The organism is Agrobacterium tumefaciens (assembly GCF_009649785.1).
Classification (GTDB): Bacteria; Pseudomonadota; Alphaproteobacteria; order Rhizobiales; family Rhizobiaceae; genus Agrobacterium; species Agrobacterium tumefaciens.
Genome location: NZ_WJOK01000014.1, coordinates 1 through 25,656 on the forward strand (window position 1 = coordinate 1; position 25,656 = coordinate 25,656).

General features: G+C 60.4%; 22 protein-coding genes. 9 read left to right on the top strand and 13 right to left on the bottom strand.

Annotated elements, in window-relative coordinates:
• Window positions 1-133 precede the first annotated feature (133 nt).
• Window positions 134-859, bottom strand: a complete 726-nt coding sequence (locus tag GH784_RS15775; RefSeq protein ID WP_013635657.1) for a L,D-transpeptidase — start codon at window positions 857-859, stop codon at window positions 134-136.
• A 159-nt stretch (window positions 860-1,018) separates the two neighbouring features.
• The gene (locus tag GH784_RS15780) at window positions 1,019-1,927 is read right to left on the bottom strand and encodes a L,D-transpeptidase (RefSeq protein WP_019564146.1); all 909 of its coding nucleotides are present in this window, start codon (window positions 1,925-1,927) and stop codon (window positions 1,019-1,021) included.
• 167 nt (window positions 1,928-2,094) lie between these two features.
• Here GH784_RS15780 and GH784_RS15785 point away from each other — a divergent pair, with 167 nt between their 5' ends.
• Window positions 2,095-4,815, top strand: coding sequence for a heavy metal translocating P-type ATPase (locus GH784_RS15785; protein WP_065702697.1), 2,721 nt, complete (start codon window positions 2,095-2,097; stop codon window positions 4,813-4,815).
• 45 nt (window positions 4,816-4,860) lie between these two features.
• Here GH784_RS15785 and GH784_RS15790 read toward each other — a convergent pair whose 3' ends face one another.
• The 4 genes from GH784_RS15790 to GH784_RS15805 form a co-directional block, all read right to left on the bottom strand.
• Window positions 4,861-5,826, bottom strand: a complete 966-nt coding sequence (locus GH784_RS15790) for an alpha/beta hydrolase family protein (protein WP_003511897.1) — start codon at window positions 5,824-5,826, stop codon at window positions 4,861-4,863.
• Between the two features lie 260 nt (window positions 5,827-6,086).
• Entirely contained in the window at window positions 6,087-7,712 is a 1,626-nt protein-coding gene (locus tag GH784_RS15795) for a cisplatin damage response ATP-dependent DNA ligase (protein ID WP_003511896.1), read from the bottom strand.
• Between the two features lies 1 nt (window position 7,713).
• On the bottom strand, window positions 7,714-8,730 hold the full coding sequence (locus GH784_RS15800) for a ligase-associated DNA damage response exonuclease (RefSeq protein ID WP_065702699.1): 1,017 nt from the start codon (window positions 8,728-8,730) through the stop codon (window positions 7,714-7,716).
• A 226-nt stretch (window positions 8,731-8,956) separates the two neighbouring features.
• Window positions 8,957-10,489 carry an MDR family MFS transporter gene (locus GH784_RS15805; protein ID WP_019564151.1) on the bottom strand — a complete coding sequence of 511 codons (1,533 nt, stop codon included), beginning with the start codon at window positions 10,487-10,489 and terminating at the stop codon, window positions 8,957-8,959.
• 141 nt (window positions 10,490-10,630) lie between these two features.
• Between GH784_RS15805 and GH784_RS15810 the strand changes: the two genes are divergently transcribed.
• On the top strand, window positions 10,631-11,146 hold the full coding sequence (locus GH784_RS15810; protein ID WP_003511890.1) for a MarR family winged helix-turn-helix transcriptional regulator: 516 nt from the start codon (window positions 10,631-10,633) through the stop codon (window positions 11,144-11,146).
• A gap of 81 nt (window positions 11,147-11,227) precedes the next feature.
• Complete coding sequence (locus tag GH784_RS15815) at window positions 11,228-11,887, top strand: glutathione S-transferase family protein (protein ID WP_003511889.1); 660 nt, start codon at window positions 11,228-11,230, stop codon at window positions 11,885-11,887.
• Window positions 11,888-11,986: 99 nt separating this feature from the next.
• Here GH784_RS15815 and GH784_RS15820 read toward each other — a convergent pair whose 3' ends face one another.
• On the bottom strand, window positions 11,987-12,607 hold the full coding sequence (locus tag GH784_RS15820; RefSeq protein ID WP_013635651.1) for a glutathione S-transferase family protein: 621 nt from the start codon (window positions 12,605-12,607) through the stop codon (window positions 11,987-11,989).
• 226 nt (window positions 12,608-12,833) lie between these two features.
• The gene (locus tag GH784_RS15825) at window positions 12,834-13,826 is read right to left on the bottom strand and encodes an asparaginase (RefSeq protein WP_065702701.1); all 993 of its coding nucleotides are present in this window, start codon (window positions 13,824-13,826) and stop codon (window positions 12,834-12,836) included.
• Between the two features lie 73 nt (window positions 13,827-13,899).
• Between GH784_RS15825 and GH784_RS15830 the strand changes: the two genes are divergently transcribed.
• Complete coding sequence (locus GH784_RS15830) at window positions 13,900-14,652, top strand: DUF3750 domain-containing protein (RefSeq protein WP_003511884.1); 753 nt, start codon at window positions 13,900-13,902, stop codon at window positions 14,650-14,652.
• A gap of 7 nt (window positions 14,653-14,659) precedes the next feature.
• On the opposite strand, the gene GH784_RS15835 is transcribed toward GH784_RS15830, so the two are convergent.
• A complete protein-coding gene (locus GH784_RS15835) occupies window positions 14,660-16,003 on the bottom strand; it encodes a chloride channel protein (protein ID WP_065702702.1) in 1,344 nt (447 codons plus the stop codon).
• 146 nt (window positions 16,004-16,149) lie between these two features.
• Here GH784_RS15835 and GH784_RS15840 point away from each other — a divergent pair, with 146 nt between their 5' ends.
• Together GH784_RS15840 and GH784_RS15845 are read left to right on the top strand one after the other, a co-directional pair.
• Window positions 16,150-16,422: a YlcI/YnfO family protein gene (locus GH784_RS15840; RefSeq protein ID WP_003511882.1), complete on the top strand. Its 273-nt coding sequence runs from the start codon at window positions 16,150-16,152 to the stop codon at window positions 16,420-16,422.
• Window positions 16,419-16,718, top strand: coding sequence for a type II toxin-antitoxin system RelE/ParE family toxin (locus tag GH784_RS15845; RefSeq protein ID WP_003511881.1), 300 nt, complete (start codon window positions 16,419-16,421; stop codon window positions 16,716-16,718). The genes GH784_RS15840 and GH784_RS15845 overlap by 4 nt, the downstream gene beginning before the upstream one ends.
• A 3-nt stretch (window positions 16,719-16,721) precedes the next feature.
• On the opposite strand, the gene betA is transcribed toward GH784_RS15845, so the two are convergent.
• The 3 genes from betA to betI all read right to left on the bottom strand — a co-directional run bounded on the left by betA (window position 16,722) and on the right by betI (window position 20,552).
• Window positions 16,722-18,371, bottom strand: coding sequence for a choline dehydrogenase (gene betA / locus GH784_RS15850; protein WP_153793578.1), 1,650 nt, complete (start codon window positions 18,369-18,371; stop codon window positions 16,722-16,724).
• A gap of 67 nt (window positions 18,372-18,438) precedes the next feature.
• Window positions 18,439-19,920 (bottom strand): betaine-aldehyde dehydrogenase, encoded by a 1,482-nt coding sequence (gene betB / locus GH784_RS15855; RefSeq protein WP_065702706.1) that lies wholly within the window; start codon window positions 19,918-19,920, stop codon window positions 18,439-18,441.
• Between the two features lie 11 nt (window positions 19,921-19,931).
• Window positions 19,932-20,552 (bottom strand): transcriptional regulator BetI, encoded by a 621-nt coding sequence (betI, locus tag GH784_RS15860; protein WP_003511878.1) that lies wholly within the window; start codon window positions 20,550-20,552, stop codon window positions 19,932-19,934.
• A gap of 346 nt (window positions 20,553-20,898) precedes the next feature.
• Here betI and GH784_RS15865 point away from each other — a divergent pair, with 346 nt between their 5' ends.
• The 3 genes from GH784_RS15865 (at window position 20,899) to GH784_RS15875 (ending at window position 24,226) form a co-directional block, all read left to right on the top strand.
• On the top strand, window positions 20,899-21,138 hold the full coding sequence (locus GH784_RS15865) for a ribbon-helix-helix domain-containing protein (RefSeq protein ID WP_065702807.1): 240 nt from the start codon (window positions 20,899-20,901) through the stop codon (window positions 21,136-21,138).
• A gap of 183 nt (window positions 21,139-21,321) precedes the next feature.
• Window positions 21,322-23,124: a GGDEF domain-containing protein gene (locus GH784_RS15870; protein ID WP_013635646.1), complete on the top strand. Its 1,803-nt coding sequence runs from the start codon at window positions 21,322-21,324 to the stop codon at window positions 23,122-23,124.
• An 88-nt stretch (window positions 23,125-23,212) separates the two neighbouring features.
• Complete coding sequence (locus tag GH784_RS15875; RefSeq protein WP_003511875.1) at window positions 23,213-24,226, top strand: NAD(P)H-quinone oxidoreductase; 1,014 nt, start codon at window positions 23,213-23,215, stop codon at window positions 24,224-24,226.
• A 389-nt stretch (window positions 24,227-24,615) separates the two neighbouring features.
• Here the strand turns inward: GH784_RS15875 and GH784_RS15880 are convergent, their stop codons facing one another.
• Window positions 24,616-25,656 carry a sulfate/molybdate ABC transporter ATP-binding protein gene (locus GH784_RS15880; RefSeq protein WP_019564159.1) on the bottom strand — a complete coding sequence of 347 codons (1,041 nt, stop codon included), beginning with the start codon at window positions 25,654-25,656 and terminating at the stop codon, window positions 24,616-24,618.

The following is a 25,656-nucleotide window of genomic DNA, read 5'->3' on the forward strand; positions in this document are numbered from 1 at the left end:
CTACAGAATTGATTATTAACATTAAAAATAATGTCGATATATTAGAAATAAATAATGGCCACAACATGCTTCATGTTGCAGCCATTATTCGCCAGTTAATTTAGCGGATGCCTATCAGAGCTTCCAGTCAGACCTACTGCCAAACAACCACACGTGCCTTCTGCGGCACGCGGTCATAGAGGTCGATGACGTCCTGGTTCATCAGGCGTACGCAGCCGGAAGAGACGGCCTTGCCGATGGAGTTCCATTCCGGCGATCCATGGAGGCGGTAAAGCGTGTCCTTGCCGTTCTGGAAGATATAGAGCGCGCGGGCACCGAGCGGGTTTTTCAGGCCCGGTGGCATGCCGCCGTTCTTGGAAGAATATTTGACCAGTTCCGGCTGGCGGGCGACCATTTCGTCCGGCGGGGTCCATTTCGGCCATTTCTGGCGCCACTGGATGACGCCTTCGCCGGACCAGGCGAAACCATCACGGCCGATGCCGACGCCGTAACGCATGGCGCTGCCGCCCTGCTCCACGACATAGAGGAAACGCGAGCGCGTATCCACGACGACGGTGCCGGGGCGTTCGCCGGTCGGATCGACGACGCGCTGACGATAATAACGCCGGTCGATCTTCTGGTAGGGAACCGCGGGAATGACGTAACCGCCATCCTCGACCGAACCGTACATGACGGCCAGTTCCGCATCGCTAACGCCCGACGAGAACATCTGGCGGAAATCGCTGCCGATGCTGCTCGCCTGCTGGCGAATGGCTTCACCCGTGCCGGAAGAAGCGCAGCCCGCCAGCAACGAAGCGGAGGAAATACCCAGAAGGGAAAGGAAAGTGCGTCTGGAAAGATCTGTGTCGGTGCTTGTCATAAGGCCGGATTGTCCCACATTTCGAACGGCTATATCGCCGTTGTACATCGTTTGTTCCACGTACACAGGCGTATTGCGAAAATAGTTAACCGACCGCTAAAAGCCAGTCAGAAGGCGCTGGGGGAACCCCACGATGCAGCGCTTTCTTTTAGAAAGTGGTCAGATAACCACAATCTGTGCGCCCTTCGGTACGCGCTCGTAGAGGTCGATCACATCCTGATTGAGCATGCGCACGCAGCCGGACGAAGTTGCCTTGCCGACGGACTGCCAGTCGGGCGTTCCGTGCACGCGGTAAAGCGTGTCCTTGCCGTCCTTGAAAATATAAAGGGCACGCGCGCCGAGTGGGTTGTTGAGACCCGGCGTCATGCCGCCATTGGCGGCGGAAATGGAGGTGAGTTCCGGCTGGCGCCTGACCATTTCGTCGGGCGGCGTCCAGCGCGGCCATTTCGCCTTCCACTGGATCTTGCCGCGACCCGACCAGGCGTAACCGTCGCGCCCGAGGCCAACGCCATACCGGATAGCCTTGCCGCCCGGCTGCACCAGATAGAGAAAATGCTGCTTCGTATCCACGACGATGGTACCCGGCGCTTCCGCTGTCTGGTAGCTCACCTCCTGCCGGAGATAACGCGGATCGATGCGACCATAGGGAATGGCCGGCAGGGACCGGTCGTCATCGCGAATCGGGCCATACATGACCCGGTGCAGCGGATTGGAGACTGGAAGGCCATAGGCCATCGCCTGACCTTGCGCCTGCGGCACATTCAATCCCTGCACCTGCGGCGCGCTCAGGCCCTGCCCGCGCACCGGCGGACCGTATTCCTGATGGAAGCGGGTTCTGAACAGATCCGGCGGGCGCGTGGAAAGCTGACCCGGCTGTGGTGGCAGTTCCGGCTGGCGATTGGAGCTTACGGAATTGAAATTGAACACCGGCGCCGTTTCCTGAACGAAGACGTCCGGGTTCATCCGGCTCGTATCCGTCACGAAAAGGCAGCCGCTCAGGAAAGGCAGCAGCGCAATAACCGCCAGCGAGGCCGCCCGGCGGCAGTTTTTCAATAGGAGTGCTGTCATCTGAACCGCTTCATGAAACCAAGTTTGAAGGCATGATGCATTGCGCGGCTGGCGCGAGGCTGGTGTGTGCCTTTCAAAAAAAATCGGAAAAGCGCATTTTTGCCCTTGAACCTCTAGTTGCTAGAGGTGCCAGATTGGCTGTCGAGTGGAATTCAGGAGCTAGAACCATGAATATTTCGACACGCGGCAGTTTGAACGGGGAATCAGGAGACCTGACCTTCACGGTCGGCGGCATGGATTGCGGCAGCTGTGCGGCGAAGATCGAAACGGCGCTCTCCCGCCTGCCCGGCGTTGCCGACGTCAAGGTCTCCGTTGCGCGCGAAAGGCTGAACCTTTCGCTGGCGGAAGACAAAACGTCGGTCGCAAAAATCGAGGATACGCTGCGCAAACTTGGCTTCAAGCCCGCTTTGTTGCCGCAGGACAAGGCTCCGCGCGAAAAGATTGCGGCGGAACATTACGATCATGGGCATGATCATGACCATTCATCGTGCGGTGGTCATCACCATGCGGAAGCACCACCGAGCATTGAGCAGAACAATGCCCTGGCCTTCTCTGTCGGCGGCATGGATTGCGGCAGCTGCGCGGCCAAGATTGAAACCGCGCTCTCGCGTCTGCCCGGTGTTGCCGACGTCAAGGTATCCGTTGCGCGCGAAAGGCTGAACCTTTCTCTGGCAAACAACAAAACCCCGGTCGACAAGATCGAGGACACGCTGCGCAAGCTCGGCTTCAAGCCTGCCTTGCTGCCGCAGGAAAAAACCGCACTCGGCAAGGTCGAAGAACATAATCATGATCATGCGCACGACCATGACCATGGATCATGCGGCGGTCATCACGGCCATGATCACGATCACAAACATGATCATTCAGGCCACGACCATTCGAGCCATGACCACGCCGACCACGACCACTCAAGCTGCGGCGGCCACCATCATGACGATGCGAAGCACGCGCATAGCCACGGGAGCGTTGAAAACGTCGCGCAGAGCGCCGACATAGGCCACGCCCATGGCGCGGATGAAAAAGGCGTGTGGTGGCGCACGGCCAAGGCGCGCAACACCTTCACCGGCACCATTCTCGTGGCCGTTGCCTATGCGGCGGAGCTCGGCTTCCCGGCATGGGGCAGTTACGCCTTCATCGTCGCAACGCTGGTCACGCTGTTTCCCATTGCGCGCAACGCCTTCAACGCCGCGCGTTTTGGCGCGATCTTCACCATCGAGATGCTGATGACGATTGCCGCCATCGGCGCGATCATCATTGGCGAGGCGGAAGAAGCGGCGATCGTCGTGCTGCTGTTCTCCGTTGGCGAGTTGCTGGAAGGCTTTGCCGCCGCACGTGCCCGCTCGGGCATCAAGGCTCTCGGTTCCCTGCTGCCAAAAACGGCACTGGTGGAAGAAAACGGTACGCTTCGGCAGGTGGCCGCCGATAAGGTTCGCATCGGCCAGGTGGTCGTGGCGCGTCCGGGCGACCGCATTGCCGCCGATGGCGTGGTGATGGAAGGCGAATCCAGCGTCGACGAATCGCCGATGACCGGCGAGAGCATTCCGGTCGCCAAGGAAAAAGGCGCACGCGTCTTTGCGGGTTCGATCAACCATGACGGTTCGCTGCGCATTCGGGTCGACCGGGCGCCGGAAGACAACACCATTGCCCGCATCATCACGCTCGTTGAAGAAGCACAGGACGCCCGCGCCCCGACCGAGCGCTTTATCCAGAACTTCTCGCGTTATTACATGCCGCTGATCGTCGCGATTTCCGCACTTACCATCGTCGTGCCGCCGCTTGTGGGCCTTGGCGATTGGGACACCTGGATTTATCGCGGTCTCGCCCTGCTGCTGATCGGTTGCCCCTGCGCACTCGTCATTTCCGTTCCCGCTGCCATCGCCTCCAGCCTTTCGGCTGCGGCACGGCACGGTATGCTGGTGAAGGGCGGTGCGGTTATCGAGATGCTGGCACGCACCGAAACCGTGGCCTTCGACAAGACCGGCACGCTGACGCTCGGCGAACCTGTCGTGACGGATGTCGTGGCTCTTGACGGCAACGAGGCCGGGCTGATCGCGCAGGCCGCGACCATCGAGAACGAGTCCAGCCATCCGCTTGCCAGAGCCATCGTCAACCATGCCAACAAGGCAGGCGTAACTCCCCTGCCCGGCTCGGAGATCAAGGCGATTTCCGGTCGTGGCATGCAGGGCACCGTCGGCGGCAAGCGCCTGTTCATCGGCGCGCCGCGTTTTGCAACCGAAGTCGGGACCGTATCGACGGAACTTGCAGAGCGCATTTCCGCACTGGAAAGCGAAGGCAAGACCGTGGCTGTCGTCATGGCCGAGGGTGCGGCAAGCGGTCTCTTCGCCATGCGCGACGAACCGCGCAAGGATGCGGCAGAAGGCATCAAGGCACTGAAGGAGATGGGTATTTCCTCGCTTATGCTGTCTGGCGACAATGCCCGCACGGCAAAGGCAATCGGCAACAAGCTGGGACTTGAAGCGCGCGGCGAACTCCTGCCGCAGAACAAGGTCGAGGAAATCCGCAAGCTTGCCCAGAAGAAAACCGTGGTGATGGTGGGCGACGGCATCAACGATGCACCCGCCCTCGCGGCTGCAAGCGTCGGTGTCGCCATCGGCTCAGGCACGGATGTGGCGATGGAAGCGGCGGATGCAGCGCTGATGCGCAACAATGTCGGCGATGCTGCCCGCCTGATCGGCCTATCGCGCGCCACCATGCGCAATATCCACCAGAACGTAACGATCGCGCTCGGCCTGAAGGCGGTATTCCTGGTAACAACGGTTACCGGCCTCTCCGGCCTGTGGCTCGCTGTCTTCGCCGACACCGGCGCTACGGTTCTCGTCACCGCCAATGCCATGCGGCTGCTCGGCTACTTCAAGAAGAGCGCCTGACTTTACGAGAGGGCCGAAAGCTGCAAAGCGGTTTTCGGCCCTTTTTTATGCAAATTCGTTGAAAAAGCGGATGCTTTCCGTCACGGCGCCCGGCACCACGCCATTGTGTGTGCCGGGCAGCAGTTTTTTGTCGACCTTGAATCCGGAATACACGGCGCGGTCGACGAAAAGCTGGTGATCGGCGTCGAACGGGCGCTCCTCCGTGCCGCGCAGCAACAGCGCCGGGCATTTGAGGCTGGGGCCGAAACAGACCGAAGAGCGCATGATGAATTCCCGCTCGTCGGTCTCGTCGAAACAGAGTTCGTCCGAGTAGCGGTTGAAGTAACGCCATGAATTGACGCCCGCCGAAATCGGCGCGGCAGCACGGAATTTGCGGCTCATGGCGGCCAAAAGCGTCAGCGTGCCGCCATTGGAATGCCCGGCAATGAAGAAGCGTTTCCTGTCGATACCGGGCAGGCTTTCCAGATAGGTCGCCGCCGCCAGCGCATCCGCTGTTTCGTCATAGAAACCGGAATAATTGCCGTTCTGGCCGTTTTCGCCCCGGAAGGACGGCAAAAGCACCACGAAACCCGCCTCCCAATAGGGCTTCATCATCGCCCAATGGCCGTCACCGGTGGCGTTGCCTCCGTGCAGGAAAAGCACCGCGGGTTTGAGTACCGTCGAGGGCTGATAATGTGAAAGCCAGGCCACAAGCTCAATGGAACCATCCGGCCCGCCACGATAGGTGACCCGTTCCGCGCCCGGCGGTGTGCCGAGCGGCGATGATTTTTCCGGAGCGGACATTTTGCGCAGCAAATGGGTATGGAACCGTTTACGCGCCTCGCCGTAATCCTGCTTTTCCAGCGGCAGCACTTCGGGCGTGGGAATGCCCGCTTTCGCACCTGCGGGCAGAAGTGCCGCTGCTGACAGGCCCATGGCACCCACAAGCAGATTGCGCCGCGTCAGGCTCCTTAAGGTCGCGCCGCTTTCTTCCTGTCCGAATGCTGAGGAGAGAAAGCGTTTATCTGGCATATGCGCACCTGAGTGATCAAAACATTAGAAGCAGTTCAGCACTGCGGCGAGAGGCTGTCCAATCACGGATTCGCGAATGACAACAATGTATTCGCAGCCATCATGACATTTTCTGGACGAAACATTCCCTTACTCCTGGGCTTGTTACAGGAATCCAGTCGACGCGCATCGGCGCGGCGGGAAGAGTCCCATCCGCCCAAGGACTTGGGCTGGCTGGATCCCTGTGACAAGCACAGGGATGAGGGAGACAGCGGAGACCCCTACCCATCAACGCCATCGATCATCGCCACAAGCGTCGCCAGGCGATCCGCCTCCGCCGGGAGTTTGTCGGCGCGGAGCCTCGCAATGCGCGGAAACCGCATGGCAACGCCGGATTTGTGGCGGTTGGAACGGTTGATGCCCTCGAAAGCCACCTCCAGCACGAAACCGAAATCCGGCGTGGCGCGCACCGCGCGCACGGGTCCGAAACGCTCGACGGTGTTGTCACGCACGAACTTGTCCAGCACTTCCAGCTCCGCATCGGTAAAACCGAAATAGGCCTTGCCAACCGGCACCAGCTGTTCACCATCCTCCCCTTCCGCCCATACGCCGAAGGTGAAATCGGAATAATAACTCGAGCGTTTGCCGTGGCCGCGCTGCGCATACATCATGACAGCATCGATATTGTAGGGATCGCGTTTCCACTTGAACCACGGCCCCTTGGCGCGACCCGCCTGATAGGCGCTGTCGCGGCGCTTGATCATGACGCCTTCGATCACCGGATCGGGTGGCGCGGCGCGAAGCGTATTCAGCTCGTCCCATGTTGAAAAACCGATGAGCGGAGACAGGTCGAAGCGGTCATGCGGGGCATGTTCGATGATATCCGACAGGCGGCCACGGCGTTCTAGATAGGTCTGCGCGCGAATGTCGCTCTCGCCATCGAACAGCAGGTCGTAGGCGCGGATGAAGGCCGGATAGTCATCCTGCATCTTGGCCGTCACCGTCTTGCGGTTCAGCCGTTGTTGAAGGTCGGAAAAGGTGCGCGTGAGATTGTTGGAGCGCGCCGTGCCGCCAATCAGCAATTCACCATCCATCACGCCTTCGAAATCGATGGCATCGAGCACGTCGGGAAATGCGCCGGAAATATCGTCGCCGGAGCGGGAGTAGAGTTTGCGCGTCTCGCCTGCGCGGGAAAGCTGCACACGGATGCCGTCCCATTTCCACTCGGCCGCATAATCGGCAGGGTCCAGACCATCGAGATCGCCGTCTGCAACCGGGGTGGCCAGCATTACCGAGTGAAAGATGGCGGGCGTTGCCAGAACCGGTCGCTCGGACTTGCCCTCCAGCCAGGCGAAAAGCGTCGTGTAAGGCGGCGTCAGACCGTGCCAGAGGGTTTCGATTTCGATGATGTCCTTATCCGCGAAATCCGCCAGTGCCTGCCGCGCCAGCCGCGCCGAAACGCCGATGCGAAGGCTGCCGGTTGCGAGTTTCAGGAAGGCGAAACGCGAGGAGGTATCGAGCCGGTCGAGCAGATCGCGCACCGCTCCGCGCACCTCGGTGCGGCCGAGCGAATTCATCAGCGTCACGACTTCGCCAAGACGGGGATCCTGCGCCTCGGAATCATCCAGACCGCCGATATTGCCCCAGACCAGCGAGATGGTCTCGGCCAGGTCGCCGACATAATCGTATGAATAGCGGAACAGCACCTCGTCCATGCGCTCCAGCACCAGCTCGCGCAGCATTGCGGGCTTGACGCTTTTGAGGTCCAGCGTGCCGGCAATCGCCGCCAGCCCATACCCCCGGTCTGGGTCAGGCGTATCGCGGAAATAATCGGTCAAAAGCTTCAGCTTGCCGTTGCGCGATGGGGTGAGGACAAGTCGGTCGAGAAGGGTGGCGAAGGCTTTCATCTCAATCCCCCTCGTCTTCGTAACCGACAAGATGCAGCGGTTTGGCAGCAATGCCCTGCAATTCGCACCAGCGCACCAGCGCCTCCTCGCGACCATGCGTGACCCAGACGGCCTGCGGGCCAATTTCTTTGATGGTTTCCAGCAGTTCCGGCCAGTCGCAGTGGTCGGAGATGACCAAAGGCAGCTCCACGCCGCCCTGTTTCGCCCGCTGTCGGACCATCATCCAGCCGGACGCGAATGCGATCAGCGGCTCGTTGAAACGACGCGCCCAGCGCTCCTGAAATGCAGAGGGCGGGCCGACGACGATCGCGCCCTTGAAGATGGCGGGATCGCTTTTTTCAAGCGTCGCGGGGCGTAGATCACCTAGATCGATGCCCTGCGACACGTAATAATCGCAGAGCCGCGCCAGCGCGCCGTGGATATAGATGGGATCGGCATAACCATTGTCGCGCAGGAGGCTGATAACGCGCTGCGCTTTGCCGAGTGAATAAGCGCCGACCAGATGAGTGCGCTCGGGAAACTGCTTGATGGAGGTGAGCAGCTTGCCGATTTCCACCCGCGGCAGCGGGTGGTGAAACACCGGCAACCCGAAGGTGGCCTCGGTGATGAAGACATCACACGGCACCGTTTCGAAGGGTGTACAGGTGGGATCGATACCGCGCTTGTAATCGCCAGAGGCAACGATGCGCATGCCGTTCATTTCCACGGAAATCTGTGCCGAACCCAGCACATGGCCCGCCGGGTGGAAACCGACGGTCACGCCGTTTACCTCCACCGTCTCCCCGAATGCGACCGCCTGCTCGCTGCCGCAGAAGTCCTCGCCGTAACGGATGCGCATGATATCGAGCGTCTGGCGTGTGGCCAGCACCGCCCCGTGGCCGGCGCGGGCGTGATCGGAATGGCCGTGGGTTATCAACGCGCGCTCCACCGGCCGCACCGGGTCGATATAAAAATCGCCCGGCGGGCAATAAAGACCCTTGGGTGTGGAGTTCAGGAGCTGTTCCGGCTTCATATTCATTGAGATAGGGCCGCCCGCGCGAATTTAAAGTGCTGCGAGCATAACGCGGAACGGGCGTTAAATTTCCAGGGGTGCAGTTTTGTTTTCGCGCTCAGAGGTCGCGGGCATATTGGAAAGGCCCGGAACCATCCCTCATCCTTGTGCTTCTCACAGGGATGAGGGAAGAGCAAGTTGCCGGAGGAAGGCACAGCTCGAGTTCACCGCGCCTTATAAGGACAGCCGCCCCCTACTCCCCCGCACTTTCCGCCGGCTTGGCCGCCTGTGCTGCGGCTGGCAACCGGACCGGTTTCAGCATCAGTGCTGCGGCAAGGCCGATGGCTGCGGTTGCGGCGGCTGCGAAGAACAGCGGCGTGAAGGCATCCGAATAGAGCGAGGCAACGGCGGCCTGCGATGCCGCGGGCAGTTCGGAAAGCATCTTCGGCGTCAATTCCTCAATCCGTCCTACACCCGGAATGGTCACGGCAACGCCCTTGAGGCTGGAGGTGACGATCGCGCCATAGACCGAGATGGCGATTGCTGCGCCGCCCATGCGGGTGAGCGTCACCGCGCCGCTTGCGGCACCGATATCGGCCTTCGGCGCGGAATTCTGCACGCCGATAATGGGTGCCTGCTGGCCGAGGCCGACGGCGAAACCCTGCGCCAGCATGAGAATCGCAATCAGCCAAAGCGGCGTTCCCGCATGCATCTGCGTGAAGAGCAGCATGGCGATGACATTGATAGTAAGCCCGGCCACCGAAAACGGCTTGTAGACGCCGGTGATCGAGATCAACCGCCCGGCCGACAGGGAACCCATGACGATGCCGCCGGTGACGGCGATGAAGAACAGGCCGGCATGGGATGGGGAAAGCCCGGTCGTGGTCTGCAGGAACAGCGCATAATAATTGACCATGCCGATGCCAATGCCGCCGCTGGTCAATGAAACGATCATCAACAGCGGAAAGGTGCTGTCCTTGAAGAGCCTGAGCGGCACCACGGGCTCCGGCGCGCGACGTTCCACCTGCACCCAGAGGAAGGCGGCGATGACGGCGAAAGCGATAATACCGAGGCTGGGACCGGCGATGAGCGAACCGAACAATTCGCTGCTGTCGGCCCAGAAGACGACGCTTGCGATCGTCGCTGCCAGCAGGACGGCGCCGAGATAGTCGATCTTCGGCTGACGCGCGGGACGGCGGTAGGGCAGCAGGAAAATCAGGCCGGTGATGACGATAAGCCCGAGTGGCAGGTTGATGAGGAAGATCGACCGCCAGCCGAACAGATCGCTCATCGTGCCGCCGAGAATGGGCCCGACGCTGCCGGACGCCATGATGGTGAGGCTGGAATAGCTCTGGTAACGGGCTCTTTCACGCGGTTCGAACAGATCCGCATTGACGGAGAAGATCGACACCATGATGCCGCCGCCGCCAAGGCCCTGAAGCACGCGGGCCGCGATCAGGCTATCCATTGACCAGGCCAGCCCGCAGGCGAGCGAGCCGAGCGTGAAGATGATAACCGCCGCGATCATCACGTATTTTCGCCCGAACAGGTCTCCGAGCTTGCCATAAACAGGCATGACGGCGCTGGTGGCCAGAAGATAGGCCGAACCGATCCAGCCGAAACGCTCCAGCGCGCCGAACTCGCCGACGATGGTGGGCAGCGCTGTCGAGACGATCTGGTTGTCGAGGGTAGCCATGAACATGGCCAGCATCAGAAACAGGAAAACGATGAGCCTACGCCGGTGATCCGACACAAGCGGCGCCACGGGGGCAACGGACATATCCATGAAAAATCTCGTTGAGTTTCGGCAATTTTGCTGCGACAATTTGTGTGCTATTAGCATATATATGTCAATGGCAAGTTTTTGACATCCATGATATTGGCGCTAAATGTGATCGCAAATCGGGATTGAAAGGAACGGCTGAGCGTGTCGACTGAGGAAGACTGGAACGAGGATCTGCCCGAAGACATCAAGCGCATCGGCAATACGATGACGCGTATGCGCATCATGATCGGACGGCGCATCATCGGGCGCATGGCGCTTGCCAAGGTGGCTCCGGGTCTGGAACTCTCCCATATCGACGTTCTCGATATATTGCGCCGCGCGGACGGTGATGTCACCGTTGGTGCGATTGCCGAGGGCATGCGCATCGACCCCTCGCGCGGCAGCCGGGTGGTGGCGGATATGGTCGGGCGCGGCCTGTTGAAACGCGGCGTCTCGCAGGAGGATGCCCGCCGCAGCATCGTTGAGATCACACCACTTGGCACCAGTCTGCTTCAGGAAATGCGCCGGACCAAGATGAGCGTCATCCAGGATGTGATGGATGGATGGCCGGAGGAAGATGTCGAGACATTCGCGCGGCTTTTCGATCGGTTCATCGACCGTTTCGAGGCCCGGCTGTCACCGGATACAGACCTCCTGACGGATCAGAAAAAATCATAGTTGACCCTGACATCCACAACTTCACTTTAAAAGGACGAGACCTTAACGTGCCGCCATCGAAAAGGTAAAAGGGTGACTTCGATGTTGACGATCTATGGTGTCTACCGTTCCCGCGCCACGCGCACGCTCTGGCTTGCCGGGGAACTGGGCATGGAATTCAAGCACGTGCCTGTCGTGCAGGCCCGCCGCGTTGCCGATCCCCTGGCCGCAGACGCGCCGCTCAACACGCTGTCCCCCGCGTTTCTGGCCATCAATCCGATGGGCACCATCCCCTGCATCGAAGATGACGGCATGGTGCTTTATGAATCCATGGCCATCAACCTTTATCTCGTCCGCAAATATGGCGGACCGCTCGCACCGGTCGACCTGAAGGAAGATGCGGCGATGCTGCAATGGTCGTTCTTTGCCGCGACCGAAATCGAGACCAATTCGCTGAAGATTTCCTCCGCCATCGCCGAAGGGCTTTCGGAAAGCGATGCCGGCAAAGCGGTGATCGATGTCGCCGCGCGTCTTTTGAGGCGGCCCTTCCGGGTGCTGGAGCAACATCTTGCCAGCCACGATTATCTGGTAGGCGACCGTTTCACCGTCGCCGATCTCAACGTGGCGGAAATCGTCCGTTACGCGCAGGGCCACCAGCCGCTGTTTGACGCCCATCCGGCGCTGAAAGCCTGGCTGGAGCGCTGCCAGGCCCGCACGGCATTCAAGTCCATGTGGGACAGCCGGGCCGCCGAGGCGGCGTGAACGAAGGCACTAGCTAGGGGATAGTTGGCAGACCTCTCTTCGCACTCGACGTCATCCTCGGGACAAGCCCGAGGACGACGAAGCAAGCTTTTTAGCACATCACCCCTTCTCACCCGCCAGCGCCCGCTGCACGGCCGGGCGCTCGTTCATGCGCCTGAAGTGATCATGCACCTTCGGGAAGCGGGCGATATCCACGCCGTCGCTTTCCAGCCAGCCGGACATGACGAATAGATAGGGATCGGCGACCGAATAGGCGGTGCCCAAGACCCACGGGCCGTGCAGCATGCCGTGCTCGATCAGTTCGAAACAATCGGTCATGGTCTGCGGCACCTTCGCTTTCATATCCGCCAGGGAACTATCCTCGCTCGCCCAGCGGCTGCCGCGCCGGCCATGCGCATGGGCGACATGCACCGTGGAGGAAATGAAGGCGTTGAAGGCTTGCATCAGGGCGAATTCGAAGGGATCGTCGAGTGGGGCGAGTTTCTTCTCCGGAGCCATCTGCGCAATGAAGGCGAGGATGGCAGGCGTTTCCGTCAGCACCCCGCTTGCCGTTGCCAGCGCTGGCACGCGGCCTTTCGGGTTGATCTTCAGGAATGCCTCGGAGCGCTGCTCGCCCTCGGCGAAGTTGACGCGATGGGCCGTGTAAGGCAGGCCGGATTCCTCAAGCACGATATGGCTGGCGCGGGAGCAGGAACCGGGGGAGAAAAACAGTGTGAACATGGATATGCAACCTCCAGGGCAATGAGGGGCGCCCACCTCCTCGCGTGCAGACGCCAGCCCCTGCGGCGGCGATCTGGCAGACCATCACATGCAAGGGCAATCCATCATCCTGCCGGCAGCGGGCCGCGTCAAAGGTTATTTCTGAAGCGTGTCGCGTTTAACCGAAGGCATACCGCGCGCCTTATTTTTTGTCTTAAGCCGCTGCGCAGTTTTACAGGAGATGCCTCTAGAGGCCGACAACCCGGATATGGCCGACATGGATGCCGTTCCAGTTGCGCATCTGCCGGTTTGCCATGGCAAGCAGCGCCTCGTTCTCGGCGCCATCGAAATATTTCGCCAGCATTGCGGCAATCATCGCTTCGGCCGCACGCGTCGTGCCGTCTTCGCATTTCACCGCCATGGCGATGCCCTTTTCCGGCAGTGCGGCCACGAACACGCCTTCTGCTCCGGTCTTGGCGAAAATCCTGCCCGGCGCGATCTGCATCAGCCTGGTGCAGGTGCGGCCGGTGCCCGCCACGTAAAAGGGTTCCGCCATGCAGGCGTCAAAGAGCCGGCGAGAGGCTTGCGCGCGCCCGGCCTCCAGCCCCCTGCCCGTCGCCATCTTGGCAAAACCATGCGCCAGACCCTTGAGCGGCACGGCATAAGTGGGGATCGAGCAACCGTCCACGCCGCAATTGTCATGGCCAAGCGTCGCACCCGTCAGGCTTTCCATCGTCGCGCGGATTTCCCGCTGCAGGGGGTGGTCGTAACCGACATAGCCCTTGGGGTCGGTGCCTGTGTGACAGCAGGCGCAGATGAAGCCGGAGTGCTTGCCGGAGCAGTTATTGTGAAGCGCCGTCGGCTTTTCCCGCGTGCGGGCCTGATGGATGATGGTCTTCTGGTCGGAAGACCAGTGCGCGCCGCATTCGAGCGTATCCACATCCCTGCCCGCCCTTGCGAGCATGGAGGCGGCGAGCGCCGCGTGTTCATCCTCGCCGGAATGGGAAGAGCAGGCAAGCGCCAGTTCGCGATTGCCGAAGCCATAGGCATCCGCCGCGCCGCTTTCCACCAGCGGCAGCGCCTGCATGGCCTTGCAGGCAGAACGCGGGAAAACGCCACGCTCGACATCACCAGCTGAAAACACGACGCCACCATCGCCATCCACCACCACTGCAAGACCCTGGTGGCGGCTTTCGACCAGACTGCCCCTGAGGACTTCGACGGTAACGGAATTGTTCATTTTTGCGGCCTCAAAAAGTTCTGATTTTATGTCGTTGATAGCGCAATTGATTTTTCGATGCACGAGGCTATCAGTGAAATTTGCAAAACGTCTGCTGCTGGCGATTGCCATCATCTATCTGCTGCCAGCTCTGGCATCGGCGGGGTTGTGGGCCATGAGGGATCACCCGCAGGGCTGGCGTGACGCGCGCTGGTCTTCTTCCGGCACCCTGCCGCAAGCAGGTGCCGACCGGCAGGCGGCGGTTTACGTTTTTTCCGCCATGACCGGTGGCTTTAAAGGCTCCGTCGCCAGCCATGCCTGGATCGTGCTGAAAAAGCCGGGCGCGACGGCCTACGATCGCTACGACAAGGTGGGCTGGGGAATGCCGATACGCCACAATGGCTATCCGGCGGATGCCTATTGGTATTCCAACACGCCGCGTCAGGTGGTGGCCATTCATGGGGCGGCAGCGGAAAAACTGATCCCGAAGATCGAACAGGCGATTGCCGACTATCCCTATGGCAAACCGGGCGGCTATCGTATCTATCCCGGTCCCAACTCCAACACTTTCGTTGCCCATGTGCTGCGCAGCGTGCCGGAGCTCGGTGTGGTTCTGCCATCAGACGCGGTGGGCCGCGACTATCTGCCCAACGGCGCGTTTTACCACGTCGCCGACGACTGGAAGGATGCGAGCCTCTCGCTTGGCGGGTTGTTCGGTATTTCGGCCGGCGCACGCAGTGGCTTCGAGGTCAATTTCCTCGGCCTGGTCGCGGGTTTCGATTTCAGCCGGCCCGGCGTGAAGATACCGGGACTTGGCTATTTCGGAGTGGCGGGTATCCGCGCGTAAAGTCGGGTCAGGTCTCAGCGGCGTGTGCTGCGCGTTTAGCGCGGATGCTCTGGGCAATAAAAACACGCGACAGGCCGTGATAGAGCGGCTCCCGGGAGAACAGCCGGGAGGTTAGATATCCCAGCATCGATGCCACCATGATGGGGATGACGCCGTCATGATTGCCGGTCATTTCGAGGATGATTACGAAAGCCGTCATGGGGGCCTGCACCACGCCCGCGAAATATCCCGCCATGCCGACAATGGCGCCAAGGCCGATGCTCGTACCCAGCAAAGTCGCCATCGTACTGCCAAAGCCCGCGCCCACGGACAGCGACGGCGCGAATATACCGCCCGGAATGCCCGACATCATCGCCAGAAACGTGGCCGCCAGCTTTTCGATGAAGAAGAAGGCCGGTGCGGCCTGGCCCTCGATTGCGGCGCGCGCCTGTTCGTAACCCGTTCCGAAGGTCGCGCCATCAGTTGCAATACCGATGACGGCGGAGGCAAGGCCGCAGGCGGCGGCAACCGCCAGCATCCGCCTTGACGGCATGGCCTGGGCGAAGCGCCGGATACGCGCGGACAGGCGCAGTGCGCCCGCGCTGAACAGCGCGCCGAACGCACCACCACCAATGCCGCAGACCAGCACGAGCAGCCAGTCCATCATGGTTTTCGCCATGACGGAACTGGTGCCAAAGTAAGTATAGCTGCCGACCAGCGCCAGCGAGGCAAGGCCGGACAGGATGACGGCGGTAAGGACGAGGCCGTTTGCCCGGGATTCGTAGGTCCTGCTCATTTCCTCGATGGCAAACACGATGCCGGCCAGCGGTGTGTTGAACGCTGCGGCAATACCCGCCGCTGATCCGGCAAGAATAAGACCCTTTGCCTGTGCCATGCCGCCCCAGCGCGCCGCCTGAAGCATGATCGAGGCCCCGACCTGCACGGTTGGCCCCTCTCTCCCGATTGACGCACCGGACAAAAGCCCGACGACCGTCAGCAAGACCTTGCCGAAAGCGAGTTTCAGCGACAGGAGCCGCGAACGATCCGCGTCGTCACGCAGGTGCCGCGCGGCGATGGCCTGGGGAATGCCGCTGCCGCCGGCATTGGGAAAAACCGTCAGCGCCAGCCAGGCGCACAGCGTGAAACCGAGCGGCGTCACGACAAGCGGCAGCAGAAACGCCCATTCGCCAGAAGATGTTGCCGAGAAGAAAAGATGCTGGGCGCGATCCGCCGCCCAGGCAAAACCGACGCTGATAAGGCCCACCGCAATCGCGCCGATCCAGAAAACCGCCCTCGGCTTCCACACCCGCCATGAACCCCACACAACACGGGAACGGCGGAGCATCTTCAGCTTTTTGTAGTCGACGGGCATGGGGATCCAGATCGGTGATTTCAGTTATTGTCGGGCGGGAAACCCGTTTATCTGCCTGCCAGCCGGCGATTGCAAGTTTTGCATTTGACTCGTTGCGACAGATGGCAGAAGCTGCGCATCGCAAATGCAACGCATGGAGAGAAAAGATGAAAACCGCAACTTTGCCTTCGCTGCGTGTAACGGCGGATTTCCGCGAGGCGGCAGAAAGCGTTCTGAAAGACGGCGAGACGCTATCGTCATTTGTCGAGGATTCGGTCCGCAGGCAGGTGGAAATCCGCAAATCGCAGGCGGAGTTCATTGCGCGCGGGCTGGCGTCGCTCGAACAAGCGGAGCGCACCGGTGTCTATTATAGCACCGACGATGTTCTTTCGATGATGCAAAGAAAACTCGATGCTGCGAAAGCCGCGAAACGGAAATGACATATCAGCTTCGTTATACCGAAGAAGCACTGGCGGATTTCGATCGCATCTATGATTTTCTGATCGCATACGACATCAATGTGGCCGAGAAGGCCATTCACGCCATAAGAGCAGGATTAGACATTCTAAGCGATTTTCCCTTCAGTTGCCGTAAGGCATCTTCTGAAAACGGGCTGATACGTGAACTCCTCGTGCCGTTCGGGTCATCCGGCTATATCGTGCTGTTCCGCATCGACGGCCCGGAAACAGTCACCATTGCCGCCGTTCGCCACCAGCGCGAGGACGATTATCATTGATCCTCACCGGTCGCTGACGGCCGCGCGCGGGTTTACCCACGGCTCCTGATTGGAGCGCGGCAGCGGGGTTTTGCCAAGGATGTGGTCCGCCGCCTTTTCGCCCGTCATGATCGACGGGCCATTCAGATTACCATAGGTCACATGCGGGAAGATCGAGCTGTCGGCGACCCGCAGCCCCTCCACGCCGATCACCCGGCATTCGGGATCAACGACCGCCATGGGGTCGTTCCTGTCGCCCATCCGGCAGGTGCCGCAGGGGTGATAGGCGCTTTCCAGATGTTCGCGCAGGAAGGCGTCGATCTGCTCGTCCGTCTCCACCTTTTCGCCCGGCTGGATTTCCGGCCCGCGAAAATCGTCGAAGGCTTTCTGGCCGAAAATCTCGCGCGTGAGGCGCACGCAATGGCGGAATTTTTCCCAGTCTTCCGGGTGGCTCATATAGTTGAAGCGGATGACCGGGTCGTCATGCGGATCGGCGGAACGCAGCGTGACATTGCCGCGCGACTTCGACAGGTTGTAGCCGACATGTGCCTGAAAACCATGGCTTTTCGCAGCAGCCTTGCCATCATAGGAGATGGCGACGGGCAGGAAATGGTACTGGATGTCAGGCTGTTTCAGGCCGGGCGCTGAACGCAGGAAGGCGCAGGCCTCGAACTGGTTGGAGGCCCCTAACCCGCCTTTCGACAGCAGCCATTGCGCACCCGCGACCCCCTGCCAGAACCAGGGCAGCCAGGAGTAAAGCGACACCGGCTTGGTGGAGACCTGCTGGAAATAAAACTCCATATGGTCCTGAAGGTTTGCACCCACACCCGGCCGATCCGCCTTAACCTCTATGCCCATGTCCTTCAGATGAGCGGCAGGCCCGATGCCCGAAAGCATCAGCAATTTCGGCGAATTGAAAGACGATGCCGAGACGATGACCTCACGATCGGCCCTGATGGTTTCCACCCCGCCCCTGCGCTCGATTTCGACGCCGACGGCACGGCCGTTCTCGATGACGACCTTGCGGGCGAAGCCATTGACCAGCGTGACATTACCGCGCTTCAGCGCCGGCTTCAGATAGGCATTGGCGGCGGACCAGCGGCGGCCATTATGGATGGTCTGCTCCATCAGGCCGAAACCTTCCTGTTTGGAGCCGTTATAGTCGTCTGTCAGCTCGAAGTCTGCCTGCGCGCCAGCCTGAATGAAGGCGTGGAACAGCGGATTGCTGACCGGCCCGCGCTGAACATGCAGCGGCCCATCCGTGCCGCGCCACCCATCTTCGCCGCCATGGCTGTGTTCCATGCGCTTGAAATAAGGCAGCACATCCGCATAGGCCCAGCCATGCGCGCCCAATTCCTCCCAGCGGTTGAAATCCTCGGCATGGCCGCGCACGTAAACAAGGCCGTTAATGGAGGACGAACCGCCGATGACCTTGCCGCGTGGGGCGGTGATGCGGCGATTGTCAAGGTTCGGTTCGGGTTCGGAGAGATAGCCCCAATTGTAGCGCTTCATGCTCATCGGCCAGGCGAGTGCGGCCGGCATCTGGATGAAAGGCCCGAAATCCGAGCCGCCAGCCTCAATGACAATCACCGAATAACGGCCGTCTTCCGACAGGCGATAGGCGATGGCGGAGCCTGCGGAACCGGAACCGACGATGACGTAATCTGCGTGCATGATTTGCTCTCTCTTCAATGAGCGTTGGTTCCGATTAACGGGCTGAGGGTGGCCCCCCCACCAAATCTCAATAAGGCGCGTCCACCTTCCCCGTGCTCACATAAACCGTCTTCAGCTCGCTATAATGCTCCAGCGCCGCCGCCGAATTCTCGCGCCCGAAACCAGACTGCTTGGAGCCGCCGAATGGGATTTCCACCGGGCAGAGATTGTAGGTGTTGATCCACAGCGTGCCCGCCTCCAGCTGGTCGACCACGCGATGAGCGCGGGCGAGATCGGCGGTGAAGACGCCGCCGGCAAGGCCGAATTCGGTGGCGTTGGCGCGGGCGAGAACCTCAACCTCATCATCGAAATCCAGCACGCACATGACCGGGCCGAAGATTTCCTCGCGCGCGATTGTCATGTCATCGGTGACATCTGCAAACACCGTCGGCTGCACATAGGCGCCCTCGCCTGCAACATTGTTGGGAATGCCGCCGCCGGTTACCAGCGTCGCACCCTCCGCCTTGCCCTTTTCGATATAGCCAAGCACCTTTTCCTGCTGGGCTTTGGAGACCAGCGGGCCGAGATGGGTGGCGTAATCCAGGGGGTCGCCGAGGATCATCGCCTCAGTGCGGCGCTTCAGGTTTTCGAGGAAGCGGTCCTTCGCCTTTTTCTGCACGAAAACGCGGGTACCGTTGGAGCAGACCTGACCGGAAGAATAGAAATTGCCGAGCATCGCCCCGCCGACAGCGCTTTCGATATCGGCATCGTCAAACACGATCAGCGGCGATTTTCCACCGAGTTCCATCGTCACGTGCTTCAGATGCCCGGCGGCGGCGGCGGCCACCTTGCGGCCGGTGGGCACCGAGCCGGTGAGCGAGACCTTGGCGACATCCGGGTGGTTGACCAGAAGCGGGCCGGTATCGCGATCACCCTGAATGACGTTGAACAGGCCCTTGGGCAGCCCTGCCTCGATCAGGATTTCCGCGATCTTCAAAGCGCCGAGCGGGGTGTTTTCCGATGGCTTGAAGACCATGGCGTTGCCGGCAACGAGCGCCGGGGCCGCCTTCCAGCAGGCGATCTGCTGTGGATAGTTCCATGCGCCGATGCCGACACAGACGCCGAGCGGCACGCGCTTGGTATAGGCGAAATCGCCGCCGAGCGGGATGTAGTTGCCATTCAGCGCGGAAGGCGCGATACCGCCGAAAAATTCGAAGGCATCGGCACCCGAGGTCGGATCGGCGACGATGGTTTCCTGGATCGGCTTGCCGGTATCCAGCGTTTCGAGCGTGGAGAGCGCCTCGTTGCGTTCACGCATGATATCGGCGGCGCGTTTCAATATACGCCCGCGCGCCATGGGGCTCATTGCCGCCCATTCCTTCTGGGCGCGTTTGGCCGATGCAATGGCGCGCTCGACAATCGCGGGCGTTGCCGCATGCAGCTTTGCAATGACTTCGCCGGTGGCCGGAAAGACGCTTTCGAAAAGCGTGCCGGCATTGTCTTCGACATAGTCGCCATCAATGAAATGCGAGGCTTTGGGCTGCGCCCTGAGAGACGTCGCGATAGTCATGTCGAATACTCCTAGAGAATGCGGACGGACGGCTTCGGGCGCTGTCCATCAGGATATGGTTTGAGCTGCAAGTCGAAATAGTCTTCGACAAGGGCCGGCGCTGAGGCGAGCCCAAGCGGGGCCGAACGCAGGCTGTGCCTGATATACAGCCCGTCGATAAGGGCTGCCGCCCCTTCCGCAATGCGCGCGGCGTCATCGGGTGGACATAGCCGGTTCAGGCTTGCCATGAGGTTCGAGCGCAGGCGACGGGAATAGAGCACCAGCAGGCGGCGCGTTTCTTCCGAGCGCTGCGCCTCCACATAAAAGGCAAGCCATGCCGCCACCGTCTCGGGCGTGAACTGGTCGCTCTGGAAAGAGACGTGAACGATGGCGCTCAGCCGTTCGCGCGGGCCATTGGCGCGGGTCAGCGCCGCCACCGCATCGCGCCTCAGATCCCGCAGCAGGCTGCGGATGGTTTCCAGAAGGAGCTGCTGCTTGCTGCCGAAATAATGATGCGCAAGCGCCGGAGATACGCCCGCTTCCCGGGCAATATCCGACATTGTCACATTCAGCGAACCATGGTGGCCTATGGTGCGTAACGCCGCGTCCACAAGCGCCTTGCGGCGCAAAGGCTCCATTCCGATCTTGGGCATAAGGGTCTCCTTGATGGCGGGCAAAATATTCTTGATTGATCAATCAATCAATAAAAAACGCGCCATTTCATGTCGCTGATTTGCCATGGATCAAAGAAAACCGGGCAAGGCCGGATAAGACTAGCCGCTCCCATGCTGAGGAGCCGCTCACGGGGGAAAAACTAAACCGTGATATACTGCAAATTGGGAATGGAACACGTTTCGTGCTAATATGCTGAGTGATACAAATTTCGCTGGAAGCGGCGCCAGACGAAAACTGAAAAAACGCCCGCAAGACCGCGATCCCCATCAGGTCCCGACACGGACCGGAGATGCCTTCGCAACGGTTGAACAAGGGAGTGATATCATGCCAATGGTGACAGTATCGATTTCCCCGGAACAGGCAGCAAGAATGCGCGAGGCCGTGAATAGCGGCGCCTACGCATCCGGCAGCGAGGTCGTAAGGGCCGCGCTGAGACTATGGGCGGCCTCTGCTGCCGCAAACGGCGCAGATACAGAGGCTGCAGCACCTGTCGAGGCGGATCGCGAACGCCTGAATGTTGCGGAACTTTACGCCGCTCACACCGGACATGTGCGCCGGGCCTGAGGGCCTGCCGGATACCCCTTGCTATTGAGGGGCCCGTGACAAAACCTTCATTAAAGCTTCACAGTCGTGAAAGCTTTTGTTGACCTGTAATCTGCGATTGTCTGCTGAAAAGAGACAAGTTCCCGTGTGTGCATTTGACTTGTCATGCCACCAACGGGGAACTGGCAATAGCGGAGAACAGAAATGCCGGCCGTAACGCTGGAGAACGATGTCATAAGGCGGTTTGCCTCCGGGCACATGTTTCCCATGGCGAAGCTTGTGCTTGAAACCGCGTTTCAGCCGATCGTCGAGGCGACGACGGGCACGATTTTCGGATATGAATCACTGATGCGCGGGCATGACCGGCTTGGGTTTTCCAATCCGCTCGCGCTTCTCGACCAGGCTGCCGAGGATGGCGAGCTGAAGGCCTTCGAGCAGATGCTGGCAAGCCGGGCGCTCGCTAAATTCTCCACCCTGGCGGATTTTTCCACCACCACCCTGTTCCTCAATCTCGATGTAAGGCTTATCCCGCACGGGGACGCCATTCTTGACAAGCTCGTTGGCCATCTGGCGCGGGCGGGCATTCCGGCCTCCTCCATCTGCTTTGAACTTTCCGAACGTTTCGACAATACCAGCGTGCCGGAGTTCAAGGCGCTGATCGCCCGCATGCGCAAGGAAGGTTTCAAGCTGGCGATCGACGATTTCGGCGCCGGTCACGGCGAGATGAAGCTTTTATGCGACTATCCGCTTGATTACCTGAAGATCGACCGGCATTTCATCAGCGGTGTCGATCATCTTCCGCGCAAGCAGCATCTCGTGCGCAACATCGTCAACATCGCTCATGTTCTCGGCGTCCGGGTCATTGCGGAAGGCATCGAAACCGAAGCGGAATTTCTCACCTGCCGCGAATATGGCGTCGATCTGGTGCAGGGCTGGCTGATCGCCAGGCCGACGGTTTTCACCAGCGAGCTTCCCGAGAGCTTTCCGCACCTCAACCGCGTGGGCGTGGCGCGGCGCAACAGCCAGTCGCTGGACGAAATCCTCATCCGTCGCGAAATAGAGCGTCTTCCCACCGTCTATGAGCATGACAGCGTCGACAGCGTCTTCGAATTGTTCCGCAGAAACCCGCAGCAGGCGTTTTTCCCGGTGCTCAACGCCAATGGCGAACCGCGCGGCGTCATCAACGAATATCACCTCAAGGAATACATCTACCGACCTTTCGGGCGCGATCTCCTCAAGAACAAGATCTACGAGCGCACCATTTCCCACTTCGTCGATCCTGCGCCGATCGTGGGTCTCGACGCCGATGCCGATCAACTGATGAACATGTTCGCCAGCATGGGCGGCAGCGCCTGCATCATCCTGACCGAAAACATGCGTTACGCCGGCATCGTCTCAGCCGCATCACTCATCAAGGTCATCAATGAAAAACAGCTCAAGATGGCGCAGGACCAGAACCCGCTGACGGCGCTGCCGGGCAACCGCGCCATCGGCGGCTTCATCGCCGACAGCTGCGGTGATGGCGATGAGACCCGTTTCTTCTGCTATTGCGATTTCGACAATTTCAAACCCTTCAACGATAAATACGGCTTCAATGCCGGCGACCACGCCATCACCCTGTTTTCCGCACTGATGCGTCGCTACTTTTTCGCCGGCGACTGCTTTCTCGGCCATATCGGCGGCGACGACTTCTTCGTCGGCGTGCGTGACTGGGCGGTGGAGGAACTGACGGAAATCCTCGAGCGGCTGCTCAGCGATTTTCACGGTGAAGTGGCCGAACTCTATTCGCCAGAGGACCGTCAGGCCGGTCGCATGGTCGGGCTGGACCGTCGCGGCAATGAGCGGGATTTTGCCTTGCTGCGTTGCTCCATCGGCGTTCTCACATTGCCAAAAGGTTTGATCATCGCCAATCCCGAGCGCATCGGCAGCGAGATCGCCGGCATCAAGACAGCCGCGAAAGAAAACGAAGGCGGCCTCGTCATCCGGGTGTTCGGGGAGACAAAATGACATCAGCGACAAAGGGCCTCCTTCCCTAAGCGGTACATCTGTCCTAAATCTTCAGGTAACGCCGACAAATGAGGAATTGCCCCTGGCCATGCCCGAAAATGTGACCCTGCCCGAAAAAATGCGCTTCATCGACCTTCCCTCCCATGGTGGCCCGGAGGTGATGCAGCTTTCGCAAGCACCTTTGCCAACCCCCGCCAGAGGCGAAATCCTGGTGAGGGTCGAGGCGGCCGGCGTCAACCGCCCCGATGTCGCGCAGAGGCAGGGCGCCTATCCGCCGCCGAAGGACGCAAGCCCGATCCTCGGCCTCGAAATTGCCGGAGAAGTGGTGGCGCTCGGCGAAGGCGTCAGCGAATTCAAACCTGGCGACAAGGTCTGCGCGCTCGCCAATGGCGGCGGTTATGCGCAATATTGCACCGTGCCGGCCGGACAGGCCCTGCCCTTCCCCAAGGGGTACGACGCCGTCAAGGCCGCCGCGCTGCCGGAAACCTTCTTCACCGTCTGGGCCAACCTCTTCCAGATGGCGGGCCTGACCGAAGGCGAAAGCGTGCTCATCCACGGCGGCACCAGCGGTATCGGCACAACCGCCATCCAGCTCGCCAAAGCCTTCGGCGCTGATGTCTATGCGACGGCGGGTTCTGCGGAAAAATGCGAGGCCTGCGTCAAGCTTGGTGCCAAACGGGCCATCAATTACCGCGACGAGGATTTCACCGCCGTCATCAAGGCCGAGACCGATGGCAAGGGTGTCGATGTGGTTCTCGACATGATCGGTGCGGCCTATTTCGAAAAGAACATTGCCGCACTCGCCAAGGATGGCTGTCTGTCCATCATCGCCTTTCTGGGCGGCGCCGTGGCTGAAAAGGTTGATCTGCGGCCAATCATGGTCAAACGCCTGACCGTCACCGGCTCCACCATGCGGCCACGTACCGCTGACGAGAAACGCGCCATCCGTGATGAGCTTATCGAACAGGTCTGGCCGCTCATCGAAAGCGGCAAGGTTGCGCCTGTCATCAACAAGGTCTTCACGCTGGACGAAGTTGTGGAGGCCCACCGGCTGATGGAAACCAGCAATCATATCGGCAAGATCGTGATGCGGGTGTCCTGATCAGACCTCTTGCATTAATGACGAATCGTACTACCTTCTAGTTATGTTCAACGTATCGGAAGGAGGTGATCCAATGTCTAATGAGATTTCGGTCTCTGGTGCAGGCAATGGAAAGGGTGGGTTTTCGACGGGGCAGCCCTCGGCGTAAAAACCTCTTGCCTTCGGAACGTTGAGAAACAGTCCCGGGTCTGTAAACAGGACCAAGCTCATGGAAGGGTCGCCTCTGGCGACCCTTTTCCGTTTCTGGGGTGATCGCGCGTTTACCCGGTTCCCTCATCTCTGTGCTTGTCACAGAGATCCAGCCAGACCAAGTGTTTGGGCTGGCTGGATGCCGGCTCAAGGCCAGTATTACCGGGAACCGCCAGCTGCCAATCGCAGCCGCATCTCCCCTACTTCTTGCCAAACACCTTCCACCGGGTCGGACGAAACCGCAGTTCGGCACCTACCGCCACGGCGGCGTTGAGCGGCACCTCGATTTCGAGGTGATAGGGGTCATGGCCGTTATTGGCGATGTCGATTTCGGCGATGCGGGTGCCGGCGAGGCGGCGACAGGTGGTAACCTTGCCGTAAAGCGCGTTTTTCTCGTCGGTCAGCACCACATCTTCCGGACGGAAGAACAGCTCGCCCTCACCTGCGCCACTTTCGGCGACGCCGATGCTCTCGCCTTGAAACACCACCTGGCCGTCGCGGATCGTCACCGGCAGGCTGGAGGATTCGCCGATGAAGGAGAAGACGAACGGGGAATTGGGCGTGTCGTAGACGTCATCCGCCGTGCCGACCTGTTCGATCTTGCCCTGGCTCATGACGACGACGCGGTCGGCCAGTTCCAGTGCTTCTTCCTGATCGTGGGTAACGAAGACGGTGGTGTGGCCCGTGCGGTCGTGGAATTCGCGCAGCCAGCGGCGCAGTTCCTTGCGCACCTTGGCATCGAGTGCGCCGAAGGGTTCATCGAGCAGCAGCACTTTCGGCTCGATGGCAACTGCGCGAGCCAGCGCCACGCGCTGGCGCTGGCCGCCGGAAAGCTGGGTCGGGTAGCGCTTTTCGAGGCCGGTCAGATGCACCATGTCCAGAAGCTCCGAAACTCGCCTGCGGATTTCCGCTTTCGGCGGGCGGGAGGCGGAAGGGCGCACCTTCAGGCCGAAGGCGATGTTGTCGGCAACCGTCATGTGGCGGAACAGGGCGTAGTGCTGAAACACAAAACCGACATTGCGCTCCTGCACCGAGCGGTGCGAGGCATCCTCATCGCCGAAGAAGATGCGGCCTTGGGTCGGCTGCTCCAGGCCGGCGATGAGGCGCAGCAGCGTCGTCTTGCCGGAACCGGAGGGACCGAGCAGCGCGATCAGCTCGCCGGAACGAATGTCGAGCGACACGTCGTTCAGCGCCGGAAAGCGATCAAACTGCTTGGTGATGCCGGAAACTTTCACTTCCAT